This window comes from Burkholderia sp. 9775_39, assembly GCF_015712225.1.
Classification (GTDB): Bacteria; Pseudomonadota; Gammaproteobacteria; order Burkholderiales; family Burkholderiaceae; genus Burkholderia; species Burkholderia cenocepacia.
Window position 1 is genome coordinate 129853 of sequence record NZ_JACCQC010000007.1, and the last position, 25794, is coordinate 155646.

Here is a 25794-nt window from a genome sequence, read left to right on the forward strand (position 1 = left end):
GAACCATGCTGATCCACCACTACAGCCCGTCGACCGGCGAATACCTGAGCAGCAGCCAGCCCGACGCCGATCCGCGCAACCCCGAGCGCTGGCTCATCCCGGCCTCGGCCACGCTCGACGCGCCGCCGGCGCGCACGCCGACGACCTGGCCGTTCTACCGCAACAATGTCTGGACGCTGCTGCCGGACTTCCGCGGCCGGATCTGCTATCGCACCGATACCGGCGAGCCCGTCGAGATCGCGACCGCCGGCAAGACGCCCGACGAGCTCGGGCTGACGACCGAACCGCGGCCGTCGCCGCGCCATGCATGGCTCGACGGTGCATGGACGGTTCCGCCCGAGCTGCTCGAGCGCGAGAAACGCGACGCCGCGATGGCCGAGTTCGAACAGCGCCTGGAAACCGCGCGCAAGGCGAACGCCGGCAAGGCCGATGCGTACGCCGCGGGCTTGCTCGACGACGAGGGCGTCTACTACTTCAAGGCCTGGTCGGCCTACCAGATGGCGCTCGTCAGGGTCATCCAGGCGGACACGTTCCCGGATGCGATCGCGTGGCCCGCCACGCCGGCGCCCTACGTGCCGCCGCCGCCGACACCCGTGCCGCCTGCGCCGTCCGAGCCGTCCGAGCCGTCCGAGCCGTCCGAGCCGTCCGAGCCGTCCGAGCCAATCGAGCCAATCGAGCCGCCCGCTCCGACCGAGCCATCGTCGCCGCCGGCCGACCCGGCCACACCTGCAGTTCCGGTCGCGGATAGCGCGGCCTGATCCGCCCGGGAATCCTCCCGTTTCTCTCACTTGACCACATAGGAGTCGCACACCATGCCGCAGGATTATCACCACGGCGTACGCGTCATCGAAATCAACGAAGGCAGCCGTCCGATCCGCACGGTGTCGACGGCCGTCGTCGGCATCGTCTGCACGGCATCCGACGCCGACGCCACCGCCTTCCCGCTCGACACGCCGGTCCTTCTGACCAACGTCGTTGCCGCGCTCGGCAAGGCCGGCACCAAGGGCACGCTGCGCCGCACGCTGGACGCGATCGGCCGGCAAACCAAGCCCGTCACGATCGTCGTGCGCGTCGCCGAAGGCAAGGACGCCGGCGAAACGGCGACCAACGTGATCGGCAGCGTCACCGCCGACGGCAAGTACACCGGCATGAAGGCGCTGCTCGGCGCGCAGGCACGCTTCGGCGTGAAGCCGCGCATCCTCGCGACGCCGGGCCTCGACACGCAACCGGTCGCCGCCGCGCTCGCATCGATCGCGCAATCGCTGCGTGCGTTCGCGTACGTGTCGGCCAACGGCTGCAAGACGAAGGAAGAAGCCGTCACCTATCGCAAGCAGTTCAGCCAGCGCGAGCTGATGGTGGTCTGGCCGGACTTCCTCGCGTGGGACGACACGACCAACACGACCGTCGTCGTGCCGGCCACCGCGTATGCCGCCGGCCTGCGCGCGAAGATCGACAACGACACGGGCTGGCACAAGACGCTGTCGAACGTCGGCGTGAACGGCGTCACCGGCATCAGCGCCGACGTGTCGTGGGACCTGCAGGATCCGGCGACGGACGCGGGCTTCCTGAACGAACAGGACGTGACCACGCTCGTGAACCGCAACGGTTTCCGCTTCTGGGGTTCGCGCACGTGCTCGGACGATCCGCTGTTCGCGTTCGAGAACTACACGCGCACCGCGCAGGTCATCGCCGATTCGATCGCCGAAGCGCAGATGGCCATCATCGACGGCCCGCTCAACCCGTCGCTGCCGCGCGACATCATCGAGACGATCAACGCCAAGTTCCGCGAGTGGATCTCGCAGGGCTACCTGATCGGCGGCTCGGCCTGGTACGACCCGGAGCCGAACACGACCGACGTGCTGAAGTCCGGCAAGGCGTATCTCGACTACGAATACACGCCGGTTCCGCCGCTCGAAAACCTGATGCTGCGCCAGCGCATCACCGACCGTTATCTCGCCGATTTCGCCGCGCGCGTGAGCGCGTAACGACCGGCCTCACCAGGAGTCAAACACGATGGGTATGCCTCGCAAACTCAAGGGATTTAACCTGTTCCAGAACGGCGAAAACTTCGTCGGCCAGGTCGTCGAAGTCACGCTGCCGAAGCTCACGCGCAAGATGGAGGACTACCAGGGCGGCGGCATGAGCGGCCCGATCAAGGTCGACTTCGGGCAGGAAGGGATCCAGCTCGAATGGACCTGCGGCGGCTTCATGCGCTCCGTGCTCGGCCAGTACGCGATCACGAAGCACGACGGCGTGCTGCTGCGCTTCGCCGGCGGCTATCAAGCCGAGGATTCGACCAACGTGGACGCGATCGAGATCGTCATCCGCGGCCGTCACAGCGAAATCGACCCGGGCACCGCGAAGTCGAAGGAAGACACCGCGTTCAAGGTCACGACGGTGGCCAGCTACTACAAGCTGTCCGTGAACGGCCAGGACGTGATCGAAATCGACTTCGTCAACATGATCGAGAAGGTCAACGGCAACGACCTGTTCGCGGCGCTGCGCAACGCGATCGGTCTGTAACCGGCCATCCGGCCGGTGACGCCGGCCGGGGCCGCCTTCCCCTTTCCTTCCGACTGATCACACGCACAGGACCACCATGAATCCGATCCAATCCGACGCCGCCGCGCCCGACCTGCAGGCCGATGCGGCCGCCATCGCGACACCCGCGCAGGACGATCCGGCGACGCATACGCTCGACACGCCGCTCGTGCGCGGCACCCAGACGATCACGTCGATCACGCTGCGCAAGCCCAAGTCGGGCGAGCTGCGCGGCGTGTCGCTGTCCGACCTCGTCAGCCTCGACGTGGTCGCGCTGTCGAAAGTGCTGCCGCGCATCAGCTCGCCGATGCTGACCGAAGCCGACGTCGCCGGCATCGACCCCGCCGACCTCGTGCAACTGGGGGGCATCTTCGCCGGTTTTTTGATGCCGAAGGCCGTGAAATCCCGACTGGCCTCCCAGACCGCGTAGAAGACCCGATGGCGGACATCGCGACGGTGTTCGGCTGGACACCGCCCGTGATGGACGCCTTCAGCCTGGCCGAGCTGATGGACTGGCGCGAACGCGCGCGAGTGCGTGCCGGCGCCCAATGAGCGAAACGATCGACGATGGACAACACCCTGAAACTGCGCGTCATGGTCGACATGATCGACAACATGACGAAGCCCCTGCAAATGATGCTGACCGGCAACAAGGGGCTGGCCGACTCGCTGCGCGCGACCCGCCGCGAGCTGGATGACATGGCGAAGACGCAGAAGCGCATCGGCGAGTTTCGCGACTTGCGCAGCGGTGTGGCGAAAACCGCGACCGAACTCAAATCAGCGAAGCTGCGTGCCGGGGAGCTGCGCGTCGCGCTGCGTGCGTCCGGCCCGCCGTCACGCCAGATGGTCGAGGACCTCGCCAAGCTCGAACGCACGGCCACGGATTTGACGGCCGCGCAAAGCCGGCAGGTCGCGCGCATCCGCGAACTGCGCACGCAGCTCGTCGGCGCGGGCATCGACACGCGCCGCCTCGACCTGCACGAATTCGCGCTGGCCACGAACAGCGCGCGACGCCAGGCGAAGATGACGGCCGACGTGCGCGCGTTCGACGACGCGCGCCGCAAGCGCGCCGAGGCCCGGCGCGCGAAGATCGACGCACTGGGCGGCGTCGGCAGGCAATGGGCGGAGCGCGGCAAGACGATCGCGGGCGCCGGCAAGAGCATGTTCGGCATGCTGTCCGAGCCGCTCGACGTCGCGAAACAGGCGGAAAGCGAAACGCTGCGCCTGCGGGCGCAAGGCGCGTCGGCCGACGCCGTGACATTCGCGCGCGCGCAGCAGGTCGGCGGCCAGTCGGTCGTCGACAACCTGGCGCTGATGCGCGAATCGCTGGCGGCGCTCGGCGGCGACGAGCAGCGCGCGCGCGTCGTGATGCCGATGCTCGCGAACATGAAATCGGCGAACGAGGCGCTGTTCGGCAAGGACGACGCGAAGGCGAACGTCGACAAGTTCATGGCCATGCTGAAGGTGATCGACCTGCGCGGCGGCACGAAGAACGAAGCCGCGTTCGGCGCCGAAGCGAACATCGTGCAGAAGATGCAGACGGCGACCGGCGGCAAGGTCAGCGGCGACGAGTGGAACAGTTTCGCCGAATCGGGGGGCGGCGCGGCCAGGAAGTTGCGCACGGATGCGTTCTACTACCAGATGCAGCCGCTCATCGAGAAGCTCGGCGGCAAGGCGGCCGGCGAAGGCCTCGCCGCGCTGTCCGGCAGCCTCTTCGGCGGCAAGGTCACGGCGCCCGCCGCACGGCAGTTGACGGCGCTCGGCCTGGTCGATCCGAAGCGGGTCCTGCATGCGAGGAACGGCGCGATCCGCGGGCTCGGGCCGGGGGCGCTGGCGGGCAGCGACATGCTGCAGGCCTCGCCGCTCGAATGGCTCGAAAAGGTGCTGCTGCCGAAGCTCGCCGCGAAGGGCGTCACCCAGACCGACGAGGTAAAGGCCGCGCTGGCGAAACTGTTCCCCGACAAGGCCGCAGGCACGCTGCTCACGACGACGTACGAACAACGCGAGCAGATCCACGACACCGAGAGGCAGAGCGCCGCCGCCGATGGCGTCACCGGGATGCGCGCGAAGGCCGCGGATTCGACCGCGGGACGCGAGCTCGCCGTGCTCGCGCAGCTGCGCGACCTGAAGCTCGAGATCGGCGAGAAGATCACGCCGGTCTACAACGCGGCGCTGGACGTCACGGCCAGGATGCTCGAGAAGATCGTCCGGTTCGTGCGCGAACACGGCACGGCCACCCGGATCCTCGTCACGACCTTCGCGGCGCTGGGCGGCGCACTCGCCGTCGCCGGCACACTGGCGAGCGTCTTCGGCGGCCTGCTCGGCTCGGTCAACGTGCTGCGCTTCGCGACGTCGATGGTCGGCGCGTTCAGGCTCGTCGGGCAGGCGCTGCTGATGCTCGGCCGGCTGGCGATGGCGAATCCGCTGCTGGCCGTGATCGGGCTGATCGCGATGGCGGCCGTCTACGTCTGGCAGAACTGGGACACGCTCGGGCCGAAGTTCATCGCGCTGTGGGAAACGATCAAGGGCGCGTTCGGCGCGGCCAGCGACTGGATCACCGCGAAATGGGACGCCACCGTCGAGTGGGTGAAGACCTCGCTCGGCGGCATCGGCGACTGGTTCGGCGACATCGGCACGCGTTTCCAGGAAATCGGCGCGAGCATCGTGTCCGGCCTGGTCGACGGCATCACGAATCGCCTCGGCGCGCTGAAGGATACGGCCGGCAACCTGGGCAGCTCGACGCTCGGCTGGCTCAAGGAAAAGCTCGGCATGCAGGCGTCGCCCACGCCCGACAACGGGCCGGGCGGCGCCACCACCGGCACCCCGACCCGCATGACGCGCACCGCCGCCGCGCTCACGTCGGCCGCCGCGCTGGTCGGCCCGCCCGCGTTCGCGGCGAGCCCGGCGATCGCCGCCGCCGCGCCGCTCGAACGCTACAACCTGTCGCTCGACTATCGCCCGCCGCTCACGGCGCCGGCCGCCGTGGCAAGCGCCGCGCCCGCGGCCGGCCCCGTCACCATCAACATCGCGCCGCCGCCCGGTGCCGATGCGGCCGAAATCGCCCGCATGGTGCGCGCCGAGCTCGAACGCGCCGAACGCGCGAAGGCGTCGCGCACCGCGTCGCGCCTGTCCGATTGATTCCGCTGGAGGAAACCCGCCCATGATGATGTCGCTCGATCAGTTCGTTTTCAGCCTGGCGACCACGCCGTACCAGGAACTCCAGCGTCAGCGCAACTGGAAGCATCGCACCAGCTCGCGCGTCGGCGTGCGCGACGCGAGCCAGTTCACCGGCGCCGGCGACGACACGATCACCCTCACCGGCATCGTCGCGCCCGAGAACGGCATCGGCGAGATCGCGTCGATCGAGGCGCTCGCCCGCATGGGCGATGCCGGCGACGCGTACGTGCTCGTCGACGGCAACGGCAACGTGTACGGCGCGTACGTCGTCGACAGCCTCAACGAAACGGCCACGTATCACACGAAGGAAGGCATGGCGCGCAAGATCGCGTTCACGCTGACGCTGAAGCGCGTCGACGACGGCGTGCTCGCCGAAGTGCAGCAGGACGACGACAGCGGAGCGGCAGAGCAATGAGCACGCAGGAACGCACGCCGGCCCGCGCGGGCCGCGTGCAGCCGCAGGCCGACTACCGCATCACGCTCGACGGCCGCGACCTGTCGCGCCTGATCGCGCCCAACCTCATCAGCCTGTCGCTGTCGGAATCGCGTGCGGACGAGGCCGACATGCTCGACCTGGTGCTCGACGACGCGCAAGGCACCTTCGCGATTCCGAAGCGCGGCGCGAGCATCAAGCTGTCGATCGGCTGGGTCGGCGAGCCGCTGGTCGACAAGGGGGCGTTCACGGTCGACGAAGTCGAGCACAGCGGCGCACCGGACGTCATCACGATCCGCGCCCGCTCCGCATCGATGACGAACGACATGCACGAGCGCCGGGAGAAAAGCTGGCACCGCCAGACGATCGGCGCGATCGTGCGCACCATCGCCGCGCGCTACGGGCTCACGGCCGCCGTCGACGCGACGCTCGCCGCGACGCGGATCGACCACGTCGACCAGACGCAAGAGTCCGACATGTCGTTCCTGACACGCCTCGCGAAACGTTACGACGCGGTGATGACCGTGAAGGACAAGCACCTGCTGTTCACGCCGATCGGCAGCGGCAAGACGGTCAGCGGCAAGCCGCTCGACGTGCTCGCCATCACGCGCGCGAGCGGCGACCAGCATCGCTATCACGTCGCGCAGCGCGACAGCTACACGTCGGTGCGCGCGCACTATCACTCGAACGGCAGCGCGCGCCGGCTCCCGGTGGTCGTCGGCGACGCCAAAGGCAAGAACGTCAAGGTGCTGCCCGAGGACTACGCGACCGAGGCCGAGGCGCGCGCGGCCGCGCAAGCCGAATATGCGCGCACGCAGCGCGGCGAGTCGACGCTGAACTACACGCTCGCGCTCGGTCGGCCCGAGCTGTTTCCCGAGATGCCCGTCACCGTGACCGGGTTCAAGCCCGACATCGACGACACGCCGTGGCTCGTGAAGAAAGCGACGCATACGATCGGCGACGGCGGCTTCACGACCGCGCTCGAGCTCGAGGTGCGCGACGCGCCGAAGAAGACGCGTCGCACCGGCCAGCGCTGACCGGCAGGCTGCGCCGGCGACCGATGCGCGACCACGCCGCGACGCGCAATCGCAGGGCGTCGATCGCGGTGGCGAAGGCAGGATGTCGCGGGAGGGGAGTGAGTCCACGCGCGAGGGGGCGTGGCCCGGATTCGTTGCAGCGGCCGGAGCGAATGCCGGCCTGCGGGGGATCAGTGTGGGAGGCGGTTCAGCTCGATTGCTGACGCCCGCCGAGCGTCATGCGCAGGTCGCGCGCGTCGCCACATTGCTGCAACGTGGCGCGCGCATCGCGCAGATTGGCCATCGCCTGCAGCGCGGCCTCGAGCACCTGCCCGACCGACAGCATCGCGTTGTCGATCGCTGCGTGCGCATCGGCCCGCTCGTCGTCGGTCAGGTCCGAACGATATCGCGGCGGGCCCATCGTCGCTCCACGCGCGTCCGCGCGATGGTCGGCGTGCGCCGACGCGCCGATCGTCCCGTTGTCGTGCTTCCTGTTGGTGTCCATTTTTCCGGTCTCCGCAAACTCAGTCATCAACCGGGGGCCGCCTGACACGACGGGGCGCCTCGGAACGCCCCGCCGCCAGCTCACCGGCTTTCAGAATGCTAAACCAATACTGTATGGATATACAGTGTTTCATCCGATTTTATCCGATGCCCTTGTGCGGTGCGCCGAGCGCACCCGGGCAACATCGGAAAACGGGAACTGCGCTGCCCCGCCGTCGCACACGCAACGGTTCGAACCGGGCAGAGGGACGGCCGCGCGGGGTGTGTCGCATGCATGCGCGCCGGGTGATGGGGCGGGGCGCCACCCCGCGGATGCGTTACTTCTTCGGCTGCTTCGCCGCGCGTTCGGCCTTCAGCCGTTCGATCTCGGCCATCGCGCGATCGACGTTCTCCGCCGTGCGCTGATCGAGCGCCGCGCGACGTTTCTCCGGCACACGCTTCGCGCGCCGCGGCGTCGTGGTCTGCACCATCGCGCCGGTGCTGATGCAGCTCGCGAGGAAGGCATGCAGCGACGCCTTGCCGGTGTCGTTGAGCTGCCGGTACATCGCGAGCACCTCGGCTTCGTCCGCGTCGCGGGCGCCGGCCTCCGGCGCCGCTTCGCCCGCGGCGAACCGCTCGCCGGTCAGCACGTAGCCGATATCGACGCCGATCTCGCGAACGGCCAGCAGATAGGCCGCGTCGGGAGCGCGCTCGTCCGACTCGTACGCCGACTGCGAGCGTCTCGCGACGCCGCCCACGGTCGCAAACTCGTCCTGGCTGAGCCCGATCCGCAAGCGCTCGTCCCGCAAGCGACTCCCGATTTGTGTCATAAATTACCCATTAACAATTGACGCGCCGTTTTTTGCTCATTAGACTAGCCTCACCGTAACGCAAGACTATCTCCGCAAAGTATACCGACCATGACTACTCCCAAAGGCCCACGCCGTTCGCCGCGCGGCACGATGTCGGACAAGCCCGTTTACGTGGGGCTCACGCCTGTCGAGCGCGGCGAGCTCGAGCAGCTTGCCGCGCAACGCAACCGCTCGATCTCGAGCATGGCGCGCGAACTGATCCGCCTCGGCGCCAGCCACCTGCGCGCGATCGCCGCGCCGCGCTCGCGCAGCGCGCGCCCGTGAGCCGGAGCGTCTTCATGTCCGCCGCTTTCGAACGCACCCGACCGTCCGGGCCCGCAGCATCCATTGTGAGCCGTGTGTGCGCCCGCAACCATTCGCCGATCGGCCAGGGCTGCACGCTGGCCACCGGCGCGACCCGCGACTGGCCCGGCCATCGGCAGTCTTTCGTCCGGAGTGAGCCCTCATGCGCATCCTGAACCGCTGCCCGCACTGCCGCACCCGCGCCACCGCGCGCAGCAGCCGTGAAATGTCGCTGACCTTCCGCGAGATCACGTTCCAGTGCTCGAATCCCGAGTGCGGCCACACGTACGTCGTCAACATGGAATTCGCGCGCACGCTGTCGCCGTCCGCGATCCCGAACCTGTCGTTGCAGCTGCCGCTCTCGCTGCACGTGCGCGAACGCCTCGCCGCGCAGCTCGAGCTGCCCGTCTGACGCCCTAACCCGTCACCCTCTCCCGTTTCCCTCGCATCGTGCCCGAGCGGCGCGAGGGATCGTTTTTGCCATTGAAAGGATTCCTCATGATCTCGAACCGCGCGAGCCATGGCCCCGAGGTGCTCACATGAACCGCTACGCCGAACCCGCACCGCACGACGTCGCGCTGCGCGCCGCCATCGCGGCCGCCGCCGACACGCTGCGCGGCGACCCCGCATCCGGCAGCGCCGCACGCCAGCCCGCGCTCGGCCCCTTCGTGTCGGCGCTCGCCGATCGCCTTGCGCTCGGCTTCCCGCAATCCGCCGCCGCGCTGCACGCGCTCGTCGCGCCGCCGGCCTGCGCCGGCGGTCCCGCACGGCACGCCCAACCTGAACCACAGCAATAACGAAGATGGCTTCGATCGACGAACTGAAACGACACATCGACCTGCACGATCTTGCGAGCCGTCTCGGCCTGAAGCGCGGCCGTGGCGGCGACCGTGCGCTCTATCACTCGCCGCAGCACGCGGACCGCAGCCCGTCATTGTCGATCTATGCGAACCACCCGAAGTACGGCACCGGCTGGCGCGACCACAGCGCCGATGCCGGGGGATCCTGCATCGATCTCGTGATCCATGCGCGCGGCGGCACCGTCGCCGACGCCGTCCGCTATCTCCACGACGCATACGGTCTCCCGTCCGAGCGGCCGGCGCCGCTCGAGCGCCGCGAGAAGTCGACCGTCGAATACATCGCCGATCGCTGCGTGGCCGAGCGCGAGCGCGTGCGCGACTACCTCGGCGGCCGCGGCATCGCCGCCGCCGCGATCGACGCGGCGCTCGCCGCGCGCACGCTCGGCTTCAATACGTGGACGAGCCCGAAGGTCGCCGCCGGCGAAGTCGGCCACGGCGGCCCCGCGGCCGCATTCGTCGTGCGCGCGCCGGGCGATGCGCGCGTCGTCGCGGTCGACATGCGCTACGTCGATCCCGCGCTCAACGGCGGGGTCAAGACGCAGACCCAGGGCGACAAGGCCGGTTATGCGTGGACCGCCGACGCACGCCGGCTCGAGCGCGCGAAACGCGTGGTGATCGTCGAGAGCGCGATCAACGCGCTGTCGATCGACACCTGCGCGCTGCCCGGCACGGCCGCGCTCGCGCTGCGCGGCCTCGCGAACGTCGAGCGCATCGACTTCGCGTTCCTGCGCGGCAAGCAGGTCACGATCTGCCTGGACAACGACGAACCGTTCGCCGACGGCCATCCGCGCGCCGGCCAGCGGCCCGGCCCGGAGGCCGCGTGGGCGCTCTACGAACGGCTGACGGCGCTCGACATCAGCGCCGTGCTGGTCGACCAGTCGGACTGGTTCGCGGATCTGGCGGACGGCGACACCGCGCGCAAGCCGATCAACGACGTGAACGACTACCTGCAGCTGCGCGGCCCGGCCGATCTGGCGCGTGCGCTCGACCAGCTCGAGCCGTGGCTGGTCGCCGGCCTGCCGGGCGACGCATCGCGGCGCGGCCGGCCGCGCCTGTTCCTGCCGCCGCACGACTTCGCGCAATACTGGCGGTTTCGCGTGCGGCCGGATTTCACCAGCTACATCACCCGGATGGACCGCAACGAGGAATCGGGCGTCGACACGCCGGTGATGACCGACCTGTGCGGCTTTCGCATCGCCGGCATCAGCCGCGTGGCCGTCGCGAGCGCGACCTCGACGATGACGGGCGACGCCGACCAGGCGCCCACCGTCTACTTCGCGGTATCGGTGCAGGCGCCGCGGCACGGCGCACAACTGATCCGCCGCGTGATGCTCGACGATCAGCTGCACAACGTCGATCAGTGGGGCAAGTTCGGTCCGATCTGGGCGCCCGCGCCGTTCAAGCGGATGGTCAACATCCTCGAGCGCGGCGCCGACCTGGGCGCGCGCCGCGCGGCGAACTTCGTCGGGCTCGCCTGGCGCGACGGCCGGCTGATCGTCAACGAAGGCCCCGACTGCTATTTCACCGAAGCGGACAAGCAGTGTCCGTATCACAACCTGACGTTCCCGGGCGGCCCGGTGAGCGACGCGCGCCGCGTGATCGCGGCCTACCAGACGACGTTCCGGCAGAACGCCGCGACGATCCCGCTCGTCTGGGCGCTCGGCGGCCACCTGAAGGCGCTGCTCGGCTTCTGGCCGCACCTGACGATCCAGGCGAACAAGGGCGCGGGCAAGTCGACGCTGATCAAGCGGCTCGAGCGCTCGCTCGCGTTCACGATGTTCTCCGGGCAGTCGCTGCAGACCGAATTCCGGCTGCTGACCAGCATCAGTCACACGAGCCATCCGGTCGGCTGGGAAGAACTGTCGGCACGCCGGCAGGACGTGATCGACAAGGCGGTCGGGCTGCTGCAGGAGAACTATCAATACACGGTGACGCGGCGCGGCACCGACATGACCGAATACCTGCTGTGCGCGCCCGTGATGCTCGCCGGCGAGGACGTGCCGGTGCGCAGCCTGCTCGGCAAGCTGGTGCGCACGACGCTGACCGGCAAGCGCGGGCCGCTGCTGCCCGACGACCTGCCGCGCTTCCCGGTCCGGCAATGGCTCGAATTCCTGACCGGGCTCGACCGGCGCACGGCGCTGGATCAGTACGCGACGCTGCGCGACCAGGCGCTCGCCGGCTGCCGCGCAAGCGGCGAGGACGACGGCGCGCGGCGCATGGCCGCCAATTACGCGGCGCTCGGGCTGGCGTGGCGCTACCTGTGCGAATTCGCCGGAATGGATCCGGGCGAAGGCGAGTTCCCGCGCGATCTGCTCGCCGAGATGAACGGCCACGTCGCCGAAACGAGCGCCGACCGCGAACCGTGGGTCTGGATCATGGAAACGGTGCTGTCGGAAATCGACGGCGGCAACTACAAGCATCCGTACACGTTCGACACCGTCGACGGCGAGTTCTGCCTGCTGCTGCGCACCGGGCACGTGATGGATCACCTCGCCCACACGAGCGCGCTGCGCGACAAGTGGAACGGCCTGCCCGTGAAGTCCGACCGCGTGTTCAAGGCCCAGTTGAAGCATGCCGGCGTCGTGGTCGGCGAGAAGGAGGTCGAGCGCCGCATCTACATGCGCCGCGTGCCGTACCTGACGCCGGTGTCGCTCGAGCGCCTGGCCACCTTCGGCCTGCACGTATCGGTGCGCGAGGACCTGGCGACCGACGCGCTGCACGGAGGCCGCGCATGAGCCGCGATCGGGCCAACCGGCTGGAGCGTTCCGGACGTCGCGGGGAGCGGGCGGGCGACACGCGGGAGTCGTGGATTTCGCCGGTCGAGATGCGCAAGTCCTTGATTGTTGAGGAAAGTGCCGCCGCGCGTTGCACGAGGATCGCCACGAGTCGGGCCGCTTTTGCCACGGGTCCGGCTTGCCCGCAGGCCGCCATGCGCCTCTCTTCTTCTCTCTTCAAAGCATTGAAAGAAAAGAAGAAAGCGTACCGGGAAGCCGCAGCAGCCGGCCGCCGTCGCGCACCACGAGTCAGGCGCGCGCCGCCATCGGTCGCGCGCGGTAGCGCGACTTCACGCCATGGGTTCCACGCGGCCGCCACGTCTGAATGATGGCAACCCATGGCAAACAAAACTCTTGAATATCAACGTGTTATGCGCCCTTCACACGCGATCCACCATGCCATCAGTTGCGCTGCGTGCCCGCCCGGCGCGCGGCCTGCCGACGACGCGCCCCCCGCGACCGTCGACCTGTCCGGCGCAGCGGCCCTGCTCGGCGCGCACCCCGAAACGGTGCGCCTGAAGGCCCGCGCCGGCATGCTGCCCGGCCGCAAGGTCGGCAAGCGCTGGATCTTTTCCATCATGGCCCTGCAGCGCTACCTCGCCGGGGACTGGCTCCCGCGAGCCGCGCAGGCCGATCAGCACGAGGAAACCCACCCATGTCGCTCTACAAACGAAAAACCAGCCCGAACTGGCAATACAAGCTGTACCCCCCTGGCGGCGGAACGCCGGTACAGGGAAGCACTGGCACCCGCGACAAAGCGCAGGCCCAGGAATTCCACGACCGGCTGAAGGTCGACCTGTGGAACCAGGCGCGGCTCGGCACCCAGCCGCGCCATTCGTGGAACGACGCGGTCGTCCGCTATGTCGGCGAACGAGCGGGTCTCGCGAGCCTGGAGACTTCGAAGATCCATCTGCGCTGGCTCGACCGGCACCTGTCCGGCGTCGCGCTCGCCGACATCGACCGGAGCCGCATCGACGCGATCGCGCTCGCCAAGCGTCGGGAACCGCGCACGGTGCGCACGCGGCACGGCGTCGTCGCGACCGACCGGCCCGTCAGCGACGCCACGGTGCGCCGCGTGATCGGCGTGCTGAAGGCCGTGTTGAACGCGGCCGTCGAATGGGAATGGCTGGCGCGCGCGCCGGTCACGAAGCGCGCGAAGGTCGTCTCGAAACGCATCCGCTGGCTGACGCCGGCCGAGGCGGAGCGGCTGCTCGCCGAGCTGCCCGCGCACCTCGCGGACATGGCGCGCTTCAGCCTCGAAACCGGCTTGCGGCGCGCCAACGTGACCGGGCTGCAGTGGTCGCAGGTCGACCTCGCGCGGCGCGTCGCGTGGATTCACCCCGACCAGGCCAAGGCCAGGAAGGCGATCACGGTGCCGCTGTCGGATACCGCGATCGCCGTGCTGCAGCGCCAGCGCGCGAACCCGCGGGCGCCGGCATGCGCGGACAGCGTGTTCGTCTATCGCGGCAAGCCGGTCTACCAGACGGCCACGGCCGCCTGGGCCAAGGCGCTGCGGCGCGCCGGCCTGCACGATTTCCGCTGGCACGACCTGCGCCACACCTGGGCGAGCTGGCACGTGCAACGCGGCACGCCGCTGCAGGTGCTGAAGGAGCTGGGCGGCTGGGAGACGATGGAAATGGTGCAGCGGTACGCGCATCTGTCGGCCGCGCATCTGGCGCAATGGGTCGCGCCGCTGACGGCCGAGCCCGCGCCGATTCCGGCTGCAATTTAGCTGCAACGGTACTGCACGACGATGGGAGGAAACCGCTGAGAGCCTGATCAGGCTTGGCGCGCCCGGCTGGGATCGAACCAGCAACCCCTGCCTTCGGAGGGCAGTACTCTATCCATTGAGCTACGGGCGCGTGTGACAGTGAAGCGACCCCATATACAGGCCGCCCACGATTGGCAAGACGGCAAGGATACCCGGTTTCCCATGACGCGTCCACCTTGCCTGCCGAATCGCCGCCGGGCCGTGCTGCGTGCGGGTAAACACGCGCCATCGCGCCGCTCGCCGTGATGTAAACGTTCCGTCTATAATCGTCCGTGCTTCATTGGACTGCCATTTTGCCGTTGCACCGCGCTCACAATTCCTATTCATGGAGACGAGGCAAGCATGAGCGAAGCACCCCACGAATCTCCCGTCAAAACCCCCGGGCAGTTGATTGCCGTCATCATCGCGTCGTTCGCGATTCCGATCATCCTGATCGTCCTGTTCGCCAATTATGCGAACCATGCGTTCCGTTCCGGCGCCGGCACGGACGCGCTATCCGACGAGCAGGTCGCCGCACGGATCGCCCCGATCGCGAAGGTCGACGTGAAGGACGCCAACGCGCCCCGCACGTACAAGACCGGCGAGGAAGTCTACAAGGCCGTCTGCGTGACCTGCCACGGCACCGGCGCCGCCGGCGCGCCGAAGTTCGGCAACAAGGACGACTGGGCGCCGCGCATCTCGCAAGGCTTCGACACGCTGCTGAAGACGGCCCTCGCGGGCAAGGGCGCGATGCCGGCGCGCGGCGGCACGAGCCCCGACGACGTCAGCGACTATGAAATCGCCCGCGCGATCGTCTACATGGCGAACAACGACGGCGCGAACTTCCCCGAACCGGCAGCGCCGGCCGCCAACGCGGCGCAGCCCGCGAGCGGCGCGCCCGCGTCGGGCGCCGATGCGTCGAACGCGCAGGCCGCGGCCGCCATGGCCGCGATCGCCGCGATCCCGAAGGCCGGCGAAAAGCCCGCGGCCGCCCCGGCCGGCGCCGATGCGGCAACGGCCGGCAAGGCGCTGTACGCGTCGACCTGCCAGGCCTGCCACGCGGCCGGCGTGCTCGGTGCGCCGAAGTTCGGCAGCAAGGAAGACTGGGCGCCGCGCCTGAAGGACTCGATGGATACGGTCTACAACTACGCGCTGCACGGCAAGGGCGCGATGCCGCCGAAGGGCGGGTCGAACGCGTCGGATGCCGACGTGAAGGCGGCCGTCGACTACATGGTCAACGCGGCGAAGTAACGACGTCGCCCGGCCATCCGTCAAAAACCCCCGCGACGCACGCGCATCGCGGGGGTTTCCTTTTTTGGGTTGCCGGTTCGCCGCGCCATCGTGCGCGCGGCGCCGCGTCACTTCTGCAGCAATGCCTTCAGGCTCGCGAGCCGGTCCTTCGGCGACATCGGCGCCTCTTCCGGCGTCGGCGGCGGCGCTTCGTCGAGCCCCATCTCCGGGATGAAGCGCGACGGTTCGCACACGACCGTCTCGCGCGCCCGCTTGCGCTTCTTGCACCAGTTCAGGTGCAGGCTGCGCTGCGCACGGGTGATCGCGACGTACATCAGCCGGCGCTCCTCCTCGATCCGCTCGTTGTCGATCGGGCCGTCGTCCTCGCTGCCGCCGCGGTGCGGCATGATGCCTTCCTCGACGCCGACCAGGAACACGTGCGGATACTCGAGCCCCTTCGACGCATGGACGGTCGACAGCCGCACGGCGTCCGGGTCCTCGTCCTTGCCCTCGAGCATCGACATCAGCGCGACGGTCTGGATCAGGCCGAGCAGGTTCTTGCCCGTGTCGGCGAGCCCGTCCGCATTGTGGAAACCGTCGGCCTCGCCGTCGACGGCCTCCGTCTCGGGCTTCGTGCCCTTGCGCTTCAGCCATTCGAGGAATTCGAGCACGTTCTGCCACTTCGACTGCGCCTGCCGCTCGTCGAACGCGTCGTACAGGTACGCCTCGTAGTGGATCGCCTCCATCATGTCGTCGAGCACGACGGTCGCGGGCTCCTTGTCCGCGCGCTCGGTCAGGCGCTGGATGAAGTCGCAGAACATCCGCAGCGGTTCGACCTGGCGCGCCGACAGCCGCGCCTCGATCCCGCCCATGTACACGGCCTCGAACAGCGACACCTTCGCCTGCCCCGCGAACGAGCCGAGCGCTTCCAGCGTCGTGTTGCCGATGCCGCGGCGCGGCGTGGTGACCGCGCGGATGAACGCGGGATCGTCGTCGGCGTTCGCGATCAGCCGCAGGTACGCGCACAGATCCTTGATCTCGGCCTTGTCGAAGAACGACTGGCCGCCCGACAGCACGTACGGAATCCGCTCGCGCCGCAGCACCTGCTCGAAGATGCGCGCCTGGAAGTTGCCGCGGTACAGGATCGCGTAGTCGCGGAACTGCGCGCGCCGCTCGAACTTGTGCGCGGACAGCCGGAACACGACCGATTCGGCCTCGTGTTCCTCGTCGTTGCACGCCGTGACGGTGATCGAATCGCCCATCCCGTGCTCGGACCACAGCTTCTTCTCGAACAGCTTCGGGTTGTTCGCGATCACGTTGTTCGCGGCGGTCAGGATCCGCACCGTCGACCGGTAGTTCTGCTCGAGCTTGATCACGTGCAGCTTCGGGAAATCCTTGCCGAGCTGCGCGAGGTTCTCGAGCGTCGCGCCGCGCCAGCCGTAGATCGCCTGGTCGTCGTCGCCGACCGCCGTGAATGCGGCGCGCGGGCCCGCGAGCTGCTTCAGCAGCTCGTACTGGCACGCGTTGGTGTCCTGGTATTCGTCGATCAGCAGGTAGCGCAGCTTGTTCTGCCAGCGGTCGCGCACCTGCTCGTTCTTCGCGAACAGCTCGGCCGGCAGGCGGATCAGGTCGTCGAAGTCGACCGCCTGGTACGCGTGCAGCGTCGCCACGTAGTTGCGGTAGACCAGCGCGGCCTGGTGTTCGTCCTCGTTCGCCGCGATCGCCATCGCCTCGTCAGGCATGATCAGGCCGTTCTTCCACAGCGAGATGATGCTCTGGATCTTGCGGATCAGCCCTTTGTCGGTCGTGCCGAGCTGCTCCTGGATCATCCCGAAGCAGTCGTCCGAATCCATGATCGAGAACTGCGGCTTCAGGCCGACGTGCTCGGCCTCCTGGCGCAGGATCTGCACACCCAGCGAATGGAACGTGCAGACGGTGAGCTGGTTGACGGGCACCTTGCGGCCTTCCTTGCCCGGCGTGGTCAGCGTCTTGCCTTCCAGCAGCTTCGACACGCGCTCGCGCATTTCGGCCGCCGCCTTGTTCGTGAACGTGACGGCAGCGATGTGGCGCGGCTCGAAACCTTTCGCTTCGATCAGGTGCGCGATCTTCTGCGTGATCACGCGAGTCTTGCCGCTGCCCGCGCCGGCGAGCACGAGACAGGGACCGTCGAGGTAGCGCACCGCTTCGTTCTGAGCGGGATTGAGGCCTGCTGACATGATGGCGGATGGTGTTGCGGGTTGACGGCGGAACGCCGGGAGGATGCCGTGCGCGGCAGGCTGGCGAAGCAGGCGGACACGCAGGCAGGACGCGCATGTTAACACGTCGGCGGCGGGTATTTCGGGCGCGCCGCCGGACGGGGCGCGCAGGCTTGCCGGGCGGCCGCCCCCCGTCCGTTCGGCGTTGTCGTGGCCGTCCGTTCGGCCAATCGGGCCCGGTCCGCGCCGTGATCGGACACAATACGCACTCCGCTGGCGCCACCCGCGCCGGCCGCTTCAATGCGTTTCAACCACCGCCGGATCGACCTCATGGGATACCCGTTCGCCACCGCCGCCCTCGGCCCGCTGCTGTTCGCGCAAGGGCGCTACGTGCGCCGCGTCACGCCGCGGCTGCCCGAAGCGGCCGGGCCGCGCGACGGCTCAGTCGGCAACGGCCCGCCGCTGCGCGTGCTGGTGGTCGGCGATTCGGCCGCCGCGGGGGTCGGCGTCGCGACGCAGCACGACGCGCTCGCCGGGCAACTGGCGAGCGCGCTGGCGGCCACGCACCGCGTGCGCTGGAAACTGCTCGCGCGCACCGGCCTGACGACGCGCGAGCTCGTCGACTGGCTCGCCGCCGAGCCGGCCGAGCCGTTCGACGTGGCCGTGACGTCGCTCGGCGTCAACGACGTGACGGGCGGCGTGCCGCCCGCACGCTGGCTCGCGCAGCAGACCGAGCTGGTGCGGCTGCTCGCCGCGCGTTTCCAGGTCGGGCACGCGATCCTGTCGGCGGTGCCGCCGATGGAGCGCTTCCCGGCGCTGCCGCAGCCGCTCGCGTGGTATCTGGGGCGGCGCGCGAAACGGCTCAACACGGCGCTCGCCGGCTGGGCGGGCGCGCAGCCGCACTGCACGTTCCTGCGGGTCGACCTGCCGCTCGAGCGGCACCTGATGGCCGCCGACGGCTTCCACCCCGGCGCAGCCGCCTGCGCGGTGTGGGCCGCGCAGGTTGCGGCTGCGGTGCGGCAGCGGATGGACGGATGATGCGGCACATGCCGAGGCCGGCTGGCCGCCCCGGCTCACCGGGCGGTGCGCCGGGTGCCGGGTGCCGGGTGCCGGGCGCCAAGAGCCAAGAGCCGGGTGCCGCGAGTTCGACAGTCGCACCGCGCGCCCCCGCTCCTGCGCAAAATGCCGGCATTCCTTGCGCAAGTGTCGCATCGCTCCGTGCATTTCGCCCGACGCGTCTGTGCAAGCGGCAGCGCCATGCCAAAATAGCCGGTCGTCTTCGCGCCGCTCCGGCGCGCCATCCTTTAGTTTCCTTCGCAGCCAGGAATTGCCATGTCGTCATTGCTCAGGATTGGTTTGATGGGTTTCGGTTTCGCCGGCGCGACGTTTCACGCGCCCGTGATCGCCACGAGCGGCCGCACTGAAGTCGCCGCGATCGCGACGGGCCAGGGGGAGCGCGCGCAGGCCGCGTATCCGGGCGCGCGCATCGTTTCCGACCTCGACACGCTGCTCGGCCTCGACGATATCGAATGCGTGGTGATCGCCACGCCGAACGACACCCATTTCGCGCTCGCGCGCCAGGTGCTCGAAGCCGGCCGCCACGTAGTGGTCGACAAGCCCGTCACGCTCACCGCCGACGAGGCGCTCGCGCTCGCGCGGCTCGCGAACGCGCGCAGCCGGCTGTTCGCGCCGTTCCACAACCGCCGCTGGGACGGCGATTTCCTCACCGTGCGCCGCATCGTCGAATCGTGCGAGCTCGGCCGCCTCACGTACTTCGCGTCGCACTTCGACCGCTTCCGGCCGACGCCGCGCACGCGCTGGCGCGAGGAGCCGGCCCGCGGCGGCGGCCTGCTGCTCGACCTCGGCCCGCACCTGATCGACCAGGCGCTCGCGCTGTTCGGCACGCCGGAAACGGTGAGCGCCACCGTCAAGACGCGCCGCGACCACGGTACGGCGCCCGATTTCGTGCACCTGCTGCTCGGCTATCCGGACAAGGACGTCGCGCTGCATGCGAGCGCGCTGTCGGCGATCGAACCCGCGCGCTTCACGCTGCACGGCACGCGCGGCAGCTACCAGAAGTTCGGGCTCGACACGCAGGAAGACCAGCTCAAGGCCGGCCTCACCGCGGACGACGTCGAATTCGGCGGCGGCAACCCGCCCGGCCTGCTGCGCGTGCTCGACGGCGACGTCGAGGTCGAGCGGCCGGTGCCGACGCTCGACGGCCAGTACGCGGAGTTCTACCGCGCGCTCGCCGCGTCGATCCGCGACGGCGCGCCGTTCCCCGTCACCGCGCAGGACGCGGTCGACGTGATGACGATCATCGAGCTCGCCGCGCAGAGCGAACACGACGGCCGCCGGGTGCCGTTCGTGCGCCGCCCGGTCTGACGCCGCCGGCCGGGTCGGTGCCGACCCGGCCGCCCTCCCGCGCCACACGCCCGCGGCAGCGCTGCCTCTTCCTCCCTGCGCCGCCCCGCCCGCTCGGCGCCGAACATTCCGTTACAAATGGTGCGGGAACGAAAGTCAGCGGTCGTTCGGTCTGACGCGTTTCTCAAAAAGTCGATCCGACACCCATCCGTCAGGAGAATGTGATGCAACGGTTGATTCGCGCAGCGGCATGCTGCGTCCTGGTTTCCTCGCTCGCGGCGTGTATCGTGCAGCCGCAGCGGCCGGCCCGGCAGGCGCCCCCGCCGCGACCGAATCCGCAGGTCGTCGCGAACGACCGCATGCAGGAGGTCCAGGGACGGATCGACAACCTGCATCGCCGGATCGACGCGCGCGTGAACGGCGGCTACTACCCGCCGCCCTACGGCGCGCAGCTGCACCATCGCCTCGACGTGATCCGCCAGGAAGCGAACGACATGTCGGCCCAGCACAACGGCGGCCTGTCCGGCGACGAGCAGCGCGTGCTGAACCAGGAACTCGACACGGCCGCGCGCGCGATCGGCGAGTAACGCGCCGGCACCTGCCGGCGCGGATGAAGCGGCGGCGCCGGCCGCCGCCGCTTGTCGCGAAGCGACATTCTTTTGCTCAAATTGACAATGCCCACCTGCTCGCGTACAGTCGCCCGCACGCGTCGGGAGAGCGTGTGACCGGGTTGTTCCGACACCGGTTGCGCCGCCGAAGGGGCACACCCGCAAACTCTCAGGCAAAAGGACCGACCGCGTCGGGAAACCGCATCCGCGCACCGCGCGAGCAATACGTTTCCCGCACTCTGGAGAGCGGCAGTAGCCCGCAGCGCATTGGCTGCGCGGGCAGGCTGCCCACCGAAGGGGCGCGCGTTCGCCGGGCTTGGCCCGCAGCGCAATCTCTCAGGTATCGAGGACAGAGGGGCATGTACCGGATCGCGTGAGGCCATCGGCCGCGGCGGTCGGCACATGGCCGTTCTGATCCGCGCGCAAGCGCCTTGCCTGAGGCCTCGATGACTGCACTGAATCACACCCCGCTCAACGCCGCGCACCGCGCGCTCAATGCCCGCATGGTCGACTTCGGCGGCTGGGACATGCCCGTCAACTACGGCTCGCAGATCGAAGAACACGCTGCCGTGCGCACCGACGCCGGCATGTTCGACGTGTCGCACATGTGCGTCGTCGATTTCACCGGCAGCCGCGTGCGCGCGTTCTTCGAGCATGCGATCGCGAACAACGTCGGCAAGCTCAAGACGCCCGGCAAGGCACTCTACTCGTGCCTGCTCAACCCGCAAGGCGGCGTCATCGACGATCTGATCGTCTACTACTTCACCGAAGAATTCTTCCGCGTGGTCGTCAACGCCGGCACCGCCGACAAAGACATCGCGTGGTTCAACCAGCTGAACGAGCAAGGCGGCTACGGCCTGACGATCGCGCCGCGCCGCGATTTCGCGATCGTCGCCGTCCAGGGTCCGAACGCCCGCGAAAAGGTCTGGGCGACGGTGCCTTCCGCCCGCGCCGCCACCAGCGAGCTCAAGCCGTTCAACGCCGCGCAGGTCGCCGGCACGCCGTTCGGCGATCTCACCATCGCCCGCACCGGCTATACCGGCGAAGACGGCTTCGAAGTGATCGTCCCGGCCGTGCACGTCGAAGTGCTGTGGAATGCGCTGCAGCAACACGGCGTGCGTCCGTGCGGGCTCGGCGCGCGCGACACGCTGCGCCTCGAGGCCGGCATGAACCTGTACGGCCAGGACATGGACGACACCGTCTCCCCGCTCGACGCGGGCCTCGCATGGACCGTCGACCTCGCCGCGCCGCGCGACTTCGTCGGCCGCGCCGCACTCGAAGCCAACGGCACGCGCGCCGCGTTCGTCGGCCTGATCCTGCAGAAGGAAAACGGCAAGGCGGGCGGCGTGCTGCGCGCGCACCAGAAGGTCGTCACGCCGCACGGCGAAGGCGAGATCACGAGCGGCACGTTCTCGCCGTCGATGCAGGAATCGATCGCGTTCGCGCGGGTGCCGGCGGCCGTCCAGATCGGCGACACCGTCCAGGTGCAAATTCGAGACAAGAATCTTCCCGCGCGCGTGGTAAAACTGCCGTTCGTGCGCAACGGCAAGGTCCTCGCTGCGTAACGACCGAGAAGCGGCCGCGGGGCCGCCTCCCGGCAAGCCGGGAGATGGCGCCCGGCGCAACCCTATCCGGCGTGCCATGGCGGCGCGCCAGCAGAACGAACACACCCTTTTATCCAGGAGCATCCGATGAGCAACGTCCCGGCCGAGCTGAAATACACCGACGAACACGAGTGGATCCGCACCGAGGCGGACGGCACGCTGACGGTCGGCATCACCGATCACGCGCAGAGCACGCTCGGCGACATCGTCTTCCTCGAGCTGCCCGAAGTCGGCAAGTCGGTGAACGCGGGCGACGCCGTCGGCGTCGTCGAATCGGTGAAGGCGGCCTCCGACATCTACTCGCCGGTGTCCGGCGAGATCGTCGCCATCAACGAAGCAGCCACCGATGCGCCGGAAGAAGTGAACGGCGATGCGTACGGCGTGTGGCTCTTCAAGATCAAGCTCGCGGCCGGCGCGTCGACCGACAAGCTGATCGACGCCGACGCCTACAGCAAGCTGATCGACTAATTTCCCTACCCGAACCGCGCGGCGCCGGCCTCGGCGCGCGCGGGACCAGAGTCACGCCATGAAGCTCGAACACCCGGACCGCCTGATGAACCGCACGCCCCTCTCGCTCGCCGCGCTCGAAACGCACGACGCGTTCGCCGAACGCCACATCGGCCCCGACGCCGCCAGCCAGCAGGCCATGCTCGACACGCTCGGCTTCGCGTCGCGCGCCGCCCTGATCGACGCCGTGATCCCGGCCTCGATCCGCCGCGCCGAAACGCTGCCGCTCGGCCCGTTCGCGCAGCCGAAGAGCGAGGCCGAAGCCCTCGCCGCGCTGCGTGCGCTCGCGGACAAGAACCAGGTGTTCCGCTCCTATATCGGCCAGGGTTATCACGACACGCACACGCCGGCCGTGATCCTGCGCAACGTGCTCGAAAACCCGGCGTGGTACACGGCCTACACGCCGTACCAGCCCGAAATTTCCCAGGGCCGCCTCGAGGCACTCCTGAACTTCCAGCAGATGGTGGCCGACCTCACGGGCCTCGCGATCTCGAACGCGTCGCTGCTGGATGAAGCGACGGCCGCGGCCGAAGCGATGACGCTGCTGCAGCGTACCGGCAAGCCGAAGTCGAACGTGTTCTACGTGGCCGACGACGTGCTGCCGCAAACGCTCGAAGTGATCCGCACGCGCGCGCTGCCGATCGGCATCGAAGTCAAGACGGGCCCAGCGGCCGACGCCGCGCAGGCGAACGCGTTCGGCGTGCTGCTGCAATACCCGGGCGTGAACGGCGACGTGCGCGACTACCGCGCGCTCACCGAGGCGATCCACGCGGCCGGCGGCCACGTGGTCGTCGCGGCCGACCTGCTCGCGCTCACCGTGCTGACGCCGCCCGGCGAATGGGGCGCGGACGTCGCGGTCGGCAACACGCAGCGCTTCGGCGTGCCGATGGGCTTCGGCGGCCCGCACGCCGCTTACATGGCCGTGCGCGACGAATTCAAGCGCCAGATGCCGGGCCGCCTCGTCGGCGTGACGGTCGACGCGCAGGGCAAGCCCGCGCTGCGCCTCGCGCTGCAGACGCGCGAACAGCACATCCGCCGCGAAAAGGCGACGTCGAACGTGTGTACCGCACAGGCGCTGCTCGCGATCATGGCCAGCATGTACGCGGTCTACCACGGCCCGCACGGCCTGAAGACGATCGCGCTGCGCGTGAACCGCATCGCGGCGCTGTTCGCCGCCGGCGTGAAACAGCTCGGCTTCGCGACCGTCAACGACACGTTCTTCGACACGCTGACGATCGACACCGGCGCGCGCACCGCGCAGGTCCACGAATTCGCGAAGGCGAAGCGCATCAACCTGCGCCGCGTGAGCGCCACGCAAGTCGGCGTATCGGTCGACGAAACGACGACACGCGACGATCTCGCCGACCTGCTCGACGTGTTCGCGCAGGCCGCGGGCGGCACCGCGCCGGCCGTCGATGCGCTGGACGCGGGCCTCGCCGGCGTCGCCGCGCTGCCGGCCGGCCTCGAGCGCACGAGCGCGTACCTGACGCACCACGTGTTCAACCGCCACCATTCCGAAACCGAAATGCTGCGCTACCTGCGCAGCCTGTCGGACAAGGATCTCGCGCTCGACCGCTCGATGATCCCGCTCGGCTCGTGCACGATGAAGCTGAACGCGACGTCGGAAATGCTGCCCGTCACGTGGCCCGAGTTCGGCCGGATCCACCCGTTCGCCCCGGCCGAGCAGACCGTCGGCTACCGCGAGATGATCGACCAGCTCGAGCAGATGCTCGTCGCGGCCACCGGCTACGCGGCCGTGTCGCTGCAGCCGAACGCGGGCTCGCAGGGCGAGTACGCGGGTCTCTTGATCATCCACGCGTACCACGCATCGCGCGGCGAAGGCCATCGCGACGTGTGCCTGATCCCGGCGTCCGCGCACGGCACGAACCCGGCGTCCGCGCACATGGCCGGCATGAAGGTCGTGGTCGTCGCCTGCGACGCGCAGGGCAACGTCGACATCGCCGACCTGAAGGCGAAGGCCGAACAGCACTCGAAGGACCTCGCGGCGATCATGATCACGTACCCGTCGACGCACGGCGTGTTCGAGCAGAACGTCCGCGAGATCTGCGAAATCGTCCATGCGCACGGCGGCCAGGTGTACGTCGACGGCGCGAACATGAATGCGATGGTCGGCCTGACCGCGCCGGGCCAGTTCGGCGGCGACGTGTCGCACCTGAACCTGCACAAGACCTTCTGCATCCCGCACGGCGGCGGCGGCCCGGGCGTCGGCCCGGTCGCGGTCGGCGCGCACCTCGCGAAGTTCCTGCCGAACCAGCGCTCGACCGGCTACGCACGCACGGAAGACGGCATCGGCGCGGTGTCGGCCGCGCCGTACGGCTCGGCGTCGATCCTGCCGATCTCGTGGATGTACATCGCGATGATGGGCGCGAAGAACCTGACCGCCGCGACGGAAACCGCGATCCTCAATGCGAACTACATCGCGAAGCGCCTCGCGCCGCATTACCCGGTGCTGTATTCGGGCCCGGGCGGGCTCGTCGCGCACGAGTGCATTCTCGACCTGCGTCCGATCAAGGAAACGAGCGGCATCAGCGTCGACGACGTCGCGAAGCGCCTGATGGACTACGGCTTCCACGCGCCGACGATGAGCTTCCCGGTGCCGGGCACGCTGATGGTCGAGCCGACCGAATCGGAATCGCAGGAAGAGCTCGACCGCTTCATCGCCGCGATGATCGCGATCCGCGAGGAAATCCGCGCGGTCGAGGAAGGCCGCGCCGATCGCGAGGACAACCCGCTGCGTCACGCACCGCACACGGCGGCCGTCGTCACCGCGAACGAATGGCCGCACGCGTACTCGCGCGAGCAGGCCGCGTACCCGGTCGCATCGCTCGGCACGAACAAGTACTGGCCGCCGGTCGGCCGTGCGGACAACGCGTACGGCGACCGCAACCTGTTCTGCTCGTGCGTGCCGATGTCGGACTACGCATAACGCGCGCCAGGCCCGGAGCCGACCAATGGTGACCGCACCGCACGCAACCCGGGGTTGCGTGCGGTTTTTGCGTTCGCCGGGCCGACCGGTTCACGTTCATCCGCCAATCCGGCTAACATCACACGCGATCCAGCCAATGAAGGAGTTCCGC

The 25794-nt window shown here is 69.0% G+C and carries 26 protein-coding genes, 1 tRNA gene and 2 riboswitches; of the genes, 22 read left to right on the forward strand and 5 right to left on the reverse strand.

Features of this window, described 5'->3' with window-relative positions:
- Positions 1 to 5 precede the first annotated feature (5 nt).
- From H0X90_RS11950 to H0X90_RS11985, 8 genes are all read left to right on the forward strand, one after another.
- Positions 6 to 758 carry a tail fiber assembly protein gene (locus H0X90_RS11950; RefSeq protein WP_077190284.1) on the forward strand — a complete coding sequence of 251 codons (753 nt, stop codon included), beginning with the start codon at positions 6 to 8 and terminating at the stop codon, positions 756 to 758.
- A 54-nt stretch (positions 759 to 812) separates the two neighbouring features.
- The gene (locus tag H0X90_RS11955) at positions 813 to 1985 is read left to right on the forward strand and encodes a phage tail sheath protein (RefSeq protein ID WP_060213076.1); all 1173 of its coding nucleotides are present in this window, start codon (positions 813 to 815) and stop codon (positions 1983 to 1985) included.
- Between the two features lie 28 nt (positions 1986 to 2013).
- The gene (locus tag H0X90_RS11960; protein WP_006484101.1) at positions 2014 to 2523 is read left to right on the forward strand and encodes a phage major tail tube protein; all 510 of its coding nucleotides are present in this window, start codon (positions 2014 to 2016) and stop codon (positions 2521 to 2523) included.
- Positions 2524 to 2599: 76 nt separating this feature from the next.
- Positions 2600 to 2971, forward strand: coding sequence for a phage tail assembly protein (locus H0X90_RS11965; RefSeq protein ID WP_034201131.1), 372 nt, complete (start codon positions 2600 to 2602; stop codon positions 2969 to 2971).
- Positions 2972 to 2979: 8 nt separating this feature from the next.
- Positions 2980 to 3093: a GpE family phage tail protein gene (locus H0X90_RS11970; protein WP_006484104.1), complete on the forward strand. Its 114-nt coding sequence runs from the start codon at positions 2980 to 2982 to the stop codon at positions 3091 to 3093.
- A gap of 15 nt (positions 3094 to 3108) precedes the next feature.
- Positions 3109 to 5679 (forward strand): hypothetical protein, encoded by a 2571-nt coding sequence (locus tag H0X90_RS11975; protein WP_077190286.1) that lies wholly within the window; start codon positions 3109 to 3111, stop codon positions 5677 to 5679.
- Between the two features lie 22 nt (positions 5680 to 5701).
- Complete coding sequence (locus H0X90_RS11980) at positions 5702 to 6133, forward strand: phage tail protein (RefSeq protein WP_077190287.1); 432 nt, start codon at positions 5702 to 5704, stop codon at positions 6131 to 6133.
- Positions 6130 to 7188, forward strand: coding sequence for a phage late control D family protein (locus tag H0X90_RS11985; protein WP_077190289.1), 1059 nt, complete (start codon positions 6130 to 6132; stop codon positions 7186 to 7188). The genes H0X90_RS11980 and H0X90_RS11985 overlap by 4 nt, the downstream gene beginning before the upstream one ends.
- A gap of 187 nt (positions 7189 to 7375) precedes the next feature.
- Here the strand turns inward: H0X90_RS11985 and H0X90_RS11990 are convergent, their stop codons facing one another.
- Positions 7376 to 7672, reverse strand: coding sequence for a hypothetical protein (locus tag H0X90_RS11990; RefSeq protein ID WP_006485449.1), 297 nt, complete (start codon positions 7670 to 7672; stop codon positions 7376 to 7378).
- Positions 7673 to 7988: 316 nt separating this feature from the next.
- A complete protein-coding gene (locus H0X90_RS11995; RefSeq protein WP_077336345.1) occupies positions 7989 to 8408 on the reverse strand; it encodes a transcriptional regulator in 420 nt (139 codons plus the stop codon).
- A gap of 162 nt (positions 8409 to 8570) precedes the next feature.
- Here H0X90_RS11995 and H0X90_RS12000 point away from each other — a divergent pair, with 162 nt between their 5' ends.
- The 5 genes from H0X90_RS12000 (at position 8571) to H0X90_RS12020 (ending at position 12767) form a co-directional block, all read left to right on the forward strand.
- Positions 8571 to 8786, forward strand: coding sequence for a hypothetical protein (locus tag H0X90_RS12000; protein WP_006485450.1), 216 nt, complete (start codon positions 8571 to 8573; stop codon positions 8784 to 8786).
- A 181-nt stretch (positions 8787 to 8967) separates the two neighbouring features.
- A complete protein-coding gene (locus H0X90_RS12005) occupies positions 8968 to 9216 on the forward strand; it encodes an ogr/Delta-like zinc finger family protein (protein ID WP_077190291.1) in 249 nt (82 codons plus the stop codon).
- Positions 9217 to 9343: 127 nt separating this feature from the next.
- Positions 9344 to 9601 (forward strand): hypothetical protein, encoded by a 258-nt coding sequence (locus tag H0X90_RS12010; protein WP_006496271.1) that lies wholly within the window; start codon positions 9344 to 9346, stop codon positions 9599 to 9601.
- 5 nt (positions 9602 to 9606) lie between these two features.
- On the forward strand, positions 9607 to 12399 hold the full coding sequence (locus H0X90_RS12015; RefSeq protein WP_034201137.1) for a toprim domain-containing protein: 2793 nt from the start codon (positions 9607 to 9609) through the stop codon (positions 12397 to 12399).
- Positions 12396 to 12767 (forward strand): hypothetical protein, encoded by a 372-nt coding sequence (locus tag H0X90_RS12020; RefSeq protein WP_006496273.1) that lies wholly within the window; start codon positions 12396 to 12398, stop codon positions 12765 to 12767. Before H0X90_RS12015 ends, H0X90_RS12020 begins: the two co-directional genes overlap by 4 nt.
- A 51-nt stretch (positions 12768 to 12818) precedes the next feature.
- Here the strand turns inward: H0X90_RS12020 and H0X90_RS12025 are convergent, their stop codons facing one another.
- Positions 12819 to 13091, reverse strand: a complete 273-nt coding sequence (locus H0X90_RS12025; RefSeq protein ID WP_034178513.1) for a hypothetical protein — start codon at positions 13089 to 13091, stop codon at positions 12819 to 12821.
- Between H0X90_RS12025 and H0X90_RS36195 the strand changes: the two genes are divergently transcribed.
- Together H0X90_RS36195 and H0X90_RS12030 are read left to right on the forward strand one after the other, a co-directional pair.
- On the forward strand, positions 12972 to 13226 hold the full coding sequence (locus tag H0X90_RS36195) for a DNA-binding protein (protein ID WP_324295523.1): 255 nt from the start codon (positions 12972 to 12974) through the stop codon (positions 13224 to 13226). The genes H0X90_RS12025 and H0X90_RS36195 overlap by 120 nt on opposite strands.
- Positions 13139 to 14170: a site-specific integrase gene (locus tag H0X90_RS12030; protein ID WP_323661109.1), complete on the forward strand. Its 1032-nt coding sequence runs from the start codon at positions 13139 to 13141 to the stop codon at positions 14168 to 14170. Before H0X90_RS36195 ends, H0X90_RS12030 begins: the two co-directional genes overlap by 88 nt.
- A gap of 54 nt (positions 14171 to 14224) precedes the next feature.
- Here the strand turns inward: H0X90_RS12030 and H0X90_RS12035 are convergent.
- A tRNA-Arg gene (locus H0X90_RS12035) sits at positions 14225 to 14300 on the reverse strand.
- Between the two features lie 251 nt (positions 14301 to 14551).
- On the opposite strand from H0X90_RS12035, the gene H0X90_RS12040 reads away from it, so the two are divergent.
- On the forward strand, positions 14552 to 15439 hold the full coding sequence (locus tag H0X90_RS12040) for a cytochrome c5 family protein (protein ID WP_006496275.1): 888 nt from the start codon (positions 14552 to 14554) through the stop codon (positions 15437 to 15439).
- A 107-nt stretch (positions 15440 to 15546) separates the two neighbouring features.
- On the opposite strand, the gene H0X90_RS12045 is transcribed toward H0X90_RS12040, so the two are convergent.
- Complete coding sequence (locus tag H0X90_RS12045) at positions 15547 to 17634, reverse strand: UvrD-helicase domain-containing protein (RefSeq protein ID WP_034195655.1); 2088 nt, start codon at positions 17632 to 17634, stop codon at positions 15547 to 15549.
- A gap of 309 nt (positions 17635 to 17943) precedes the next feature.
- On the opposite strand from H0X90_RS12045, the gene H0X90_RS12050 reads away from it, so the two are divergent.
- From H0X90_RS12050 to gcvP, 6 genes are all read left to right on the forward strand, one after another.
- The gene (locus H0X90_RS12050) at positions 17944 to 18651 is read left to right on the forward strand and encodes an SGNH/GDSL hydrolase family protein (protein WP_077190334.1); all 708 of its coding nucleotides are present in this window, start codon (positions 17944 to 17946) and stop codon (positions 18649 to 18651) included.
- A gap of 294 nt (positions 18652 to 18945) precedes the next feature.
- The gene (locus tag H0X90_RS12055; protein ID WP_077190292.1) at positions 18946 to 19998 is read left to right on the forward strand and encodes an oxidoreductase; all 1053 of its coding nucleotides are present in this window, start codon (positions 18946 to 18948) and stop codon (positions 19996 to 19998) included.
- Between the two features lie 203 nt (positions 19999 to 20201).
- Entirely contained in the window at positions 20202 to 20564 is a 363-nt protein-coding gene (locus H0X90_RS12060; protein ID WP_006485676.1) for a hypothetical protein, read from the forward strand.
- Between the two features lie 113 nt (positions 20565 to 20677).
- A riboswitch (glycine riboswitch) is annotated at positions 20678 to 20781 on the forward strand.
- A gap of 33 nt (positions 20782 to 20814) precedes the next feature.
- Positions 20815 to 20948, forward strand: a riboswitch (glycine riboswitch).
- Between the two features lie 83 nt (positions 20949 to 21031).
- Positions 21032 to 22150 (forward strand): glycine cleavage system aminomethyltransferase GcvT, encoded by a 1119-nt coding sequence (gene gcvT / locus H0X90_RS12065; RefSeq protein WP_006485675.1) that lies wholly within the window; start codon positions 21032 to 21034, stop codon positions 22148 to 22150.
- 126 nt (positions 22151 to 22276) lie between these two features.
- Positions 22277 to 22657: a glycine cleavage system protein GcvH gene (gene gcvH / locus H0X90_RS12070; RefSeq protein ID WP_006485673.1), complete on the forward strand. Its 381-nt coding sequence runs from the start codon at positions 22277 to 22279 to the stop codon at positions 22655 to 22657.
- A gap of 58 nt (positions 22658 to 22715) precedes the next feature.
- Positions 22716 to 25643: an aminomethyl-transferring glycine dehydrogenase gene (gcvP, locus tag H0X90_RS12075; protein ID WP_006485677.1), complete on the forward strand. Its 2928-nt coding sequence runs from the start codon at positions 22716 to 22718 to the stop codon at positions 25641 to 25643.
- Positions 25644 to 25794: the final 151 nt, after the last annotated feature.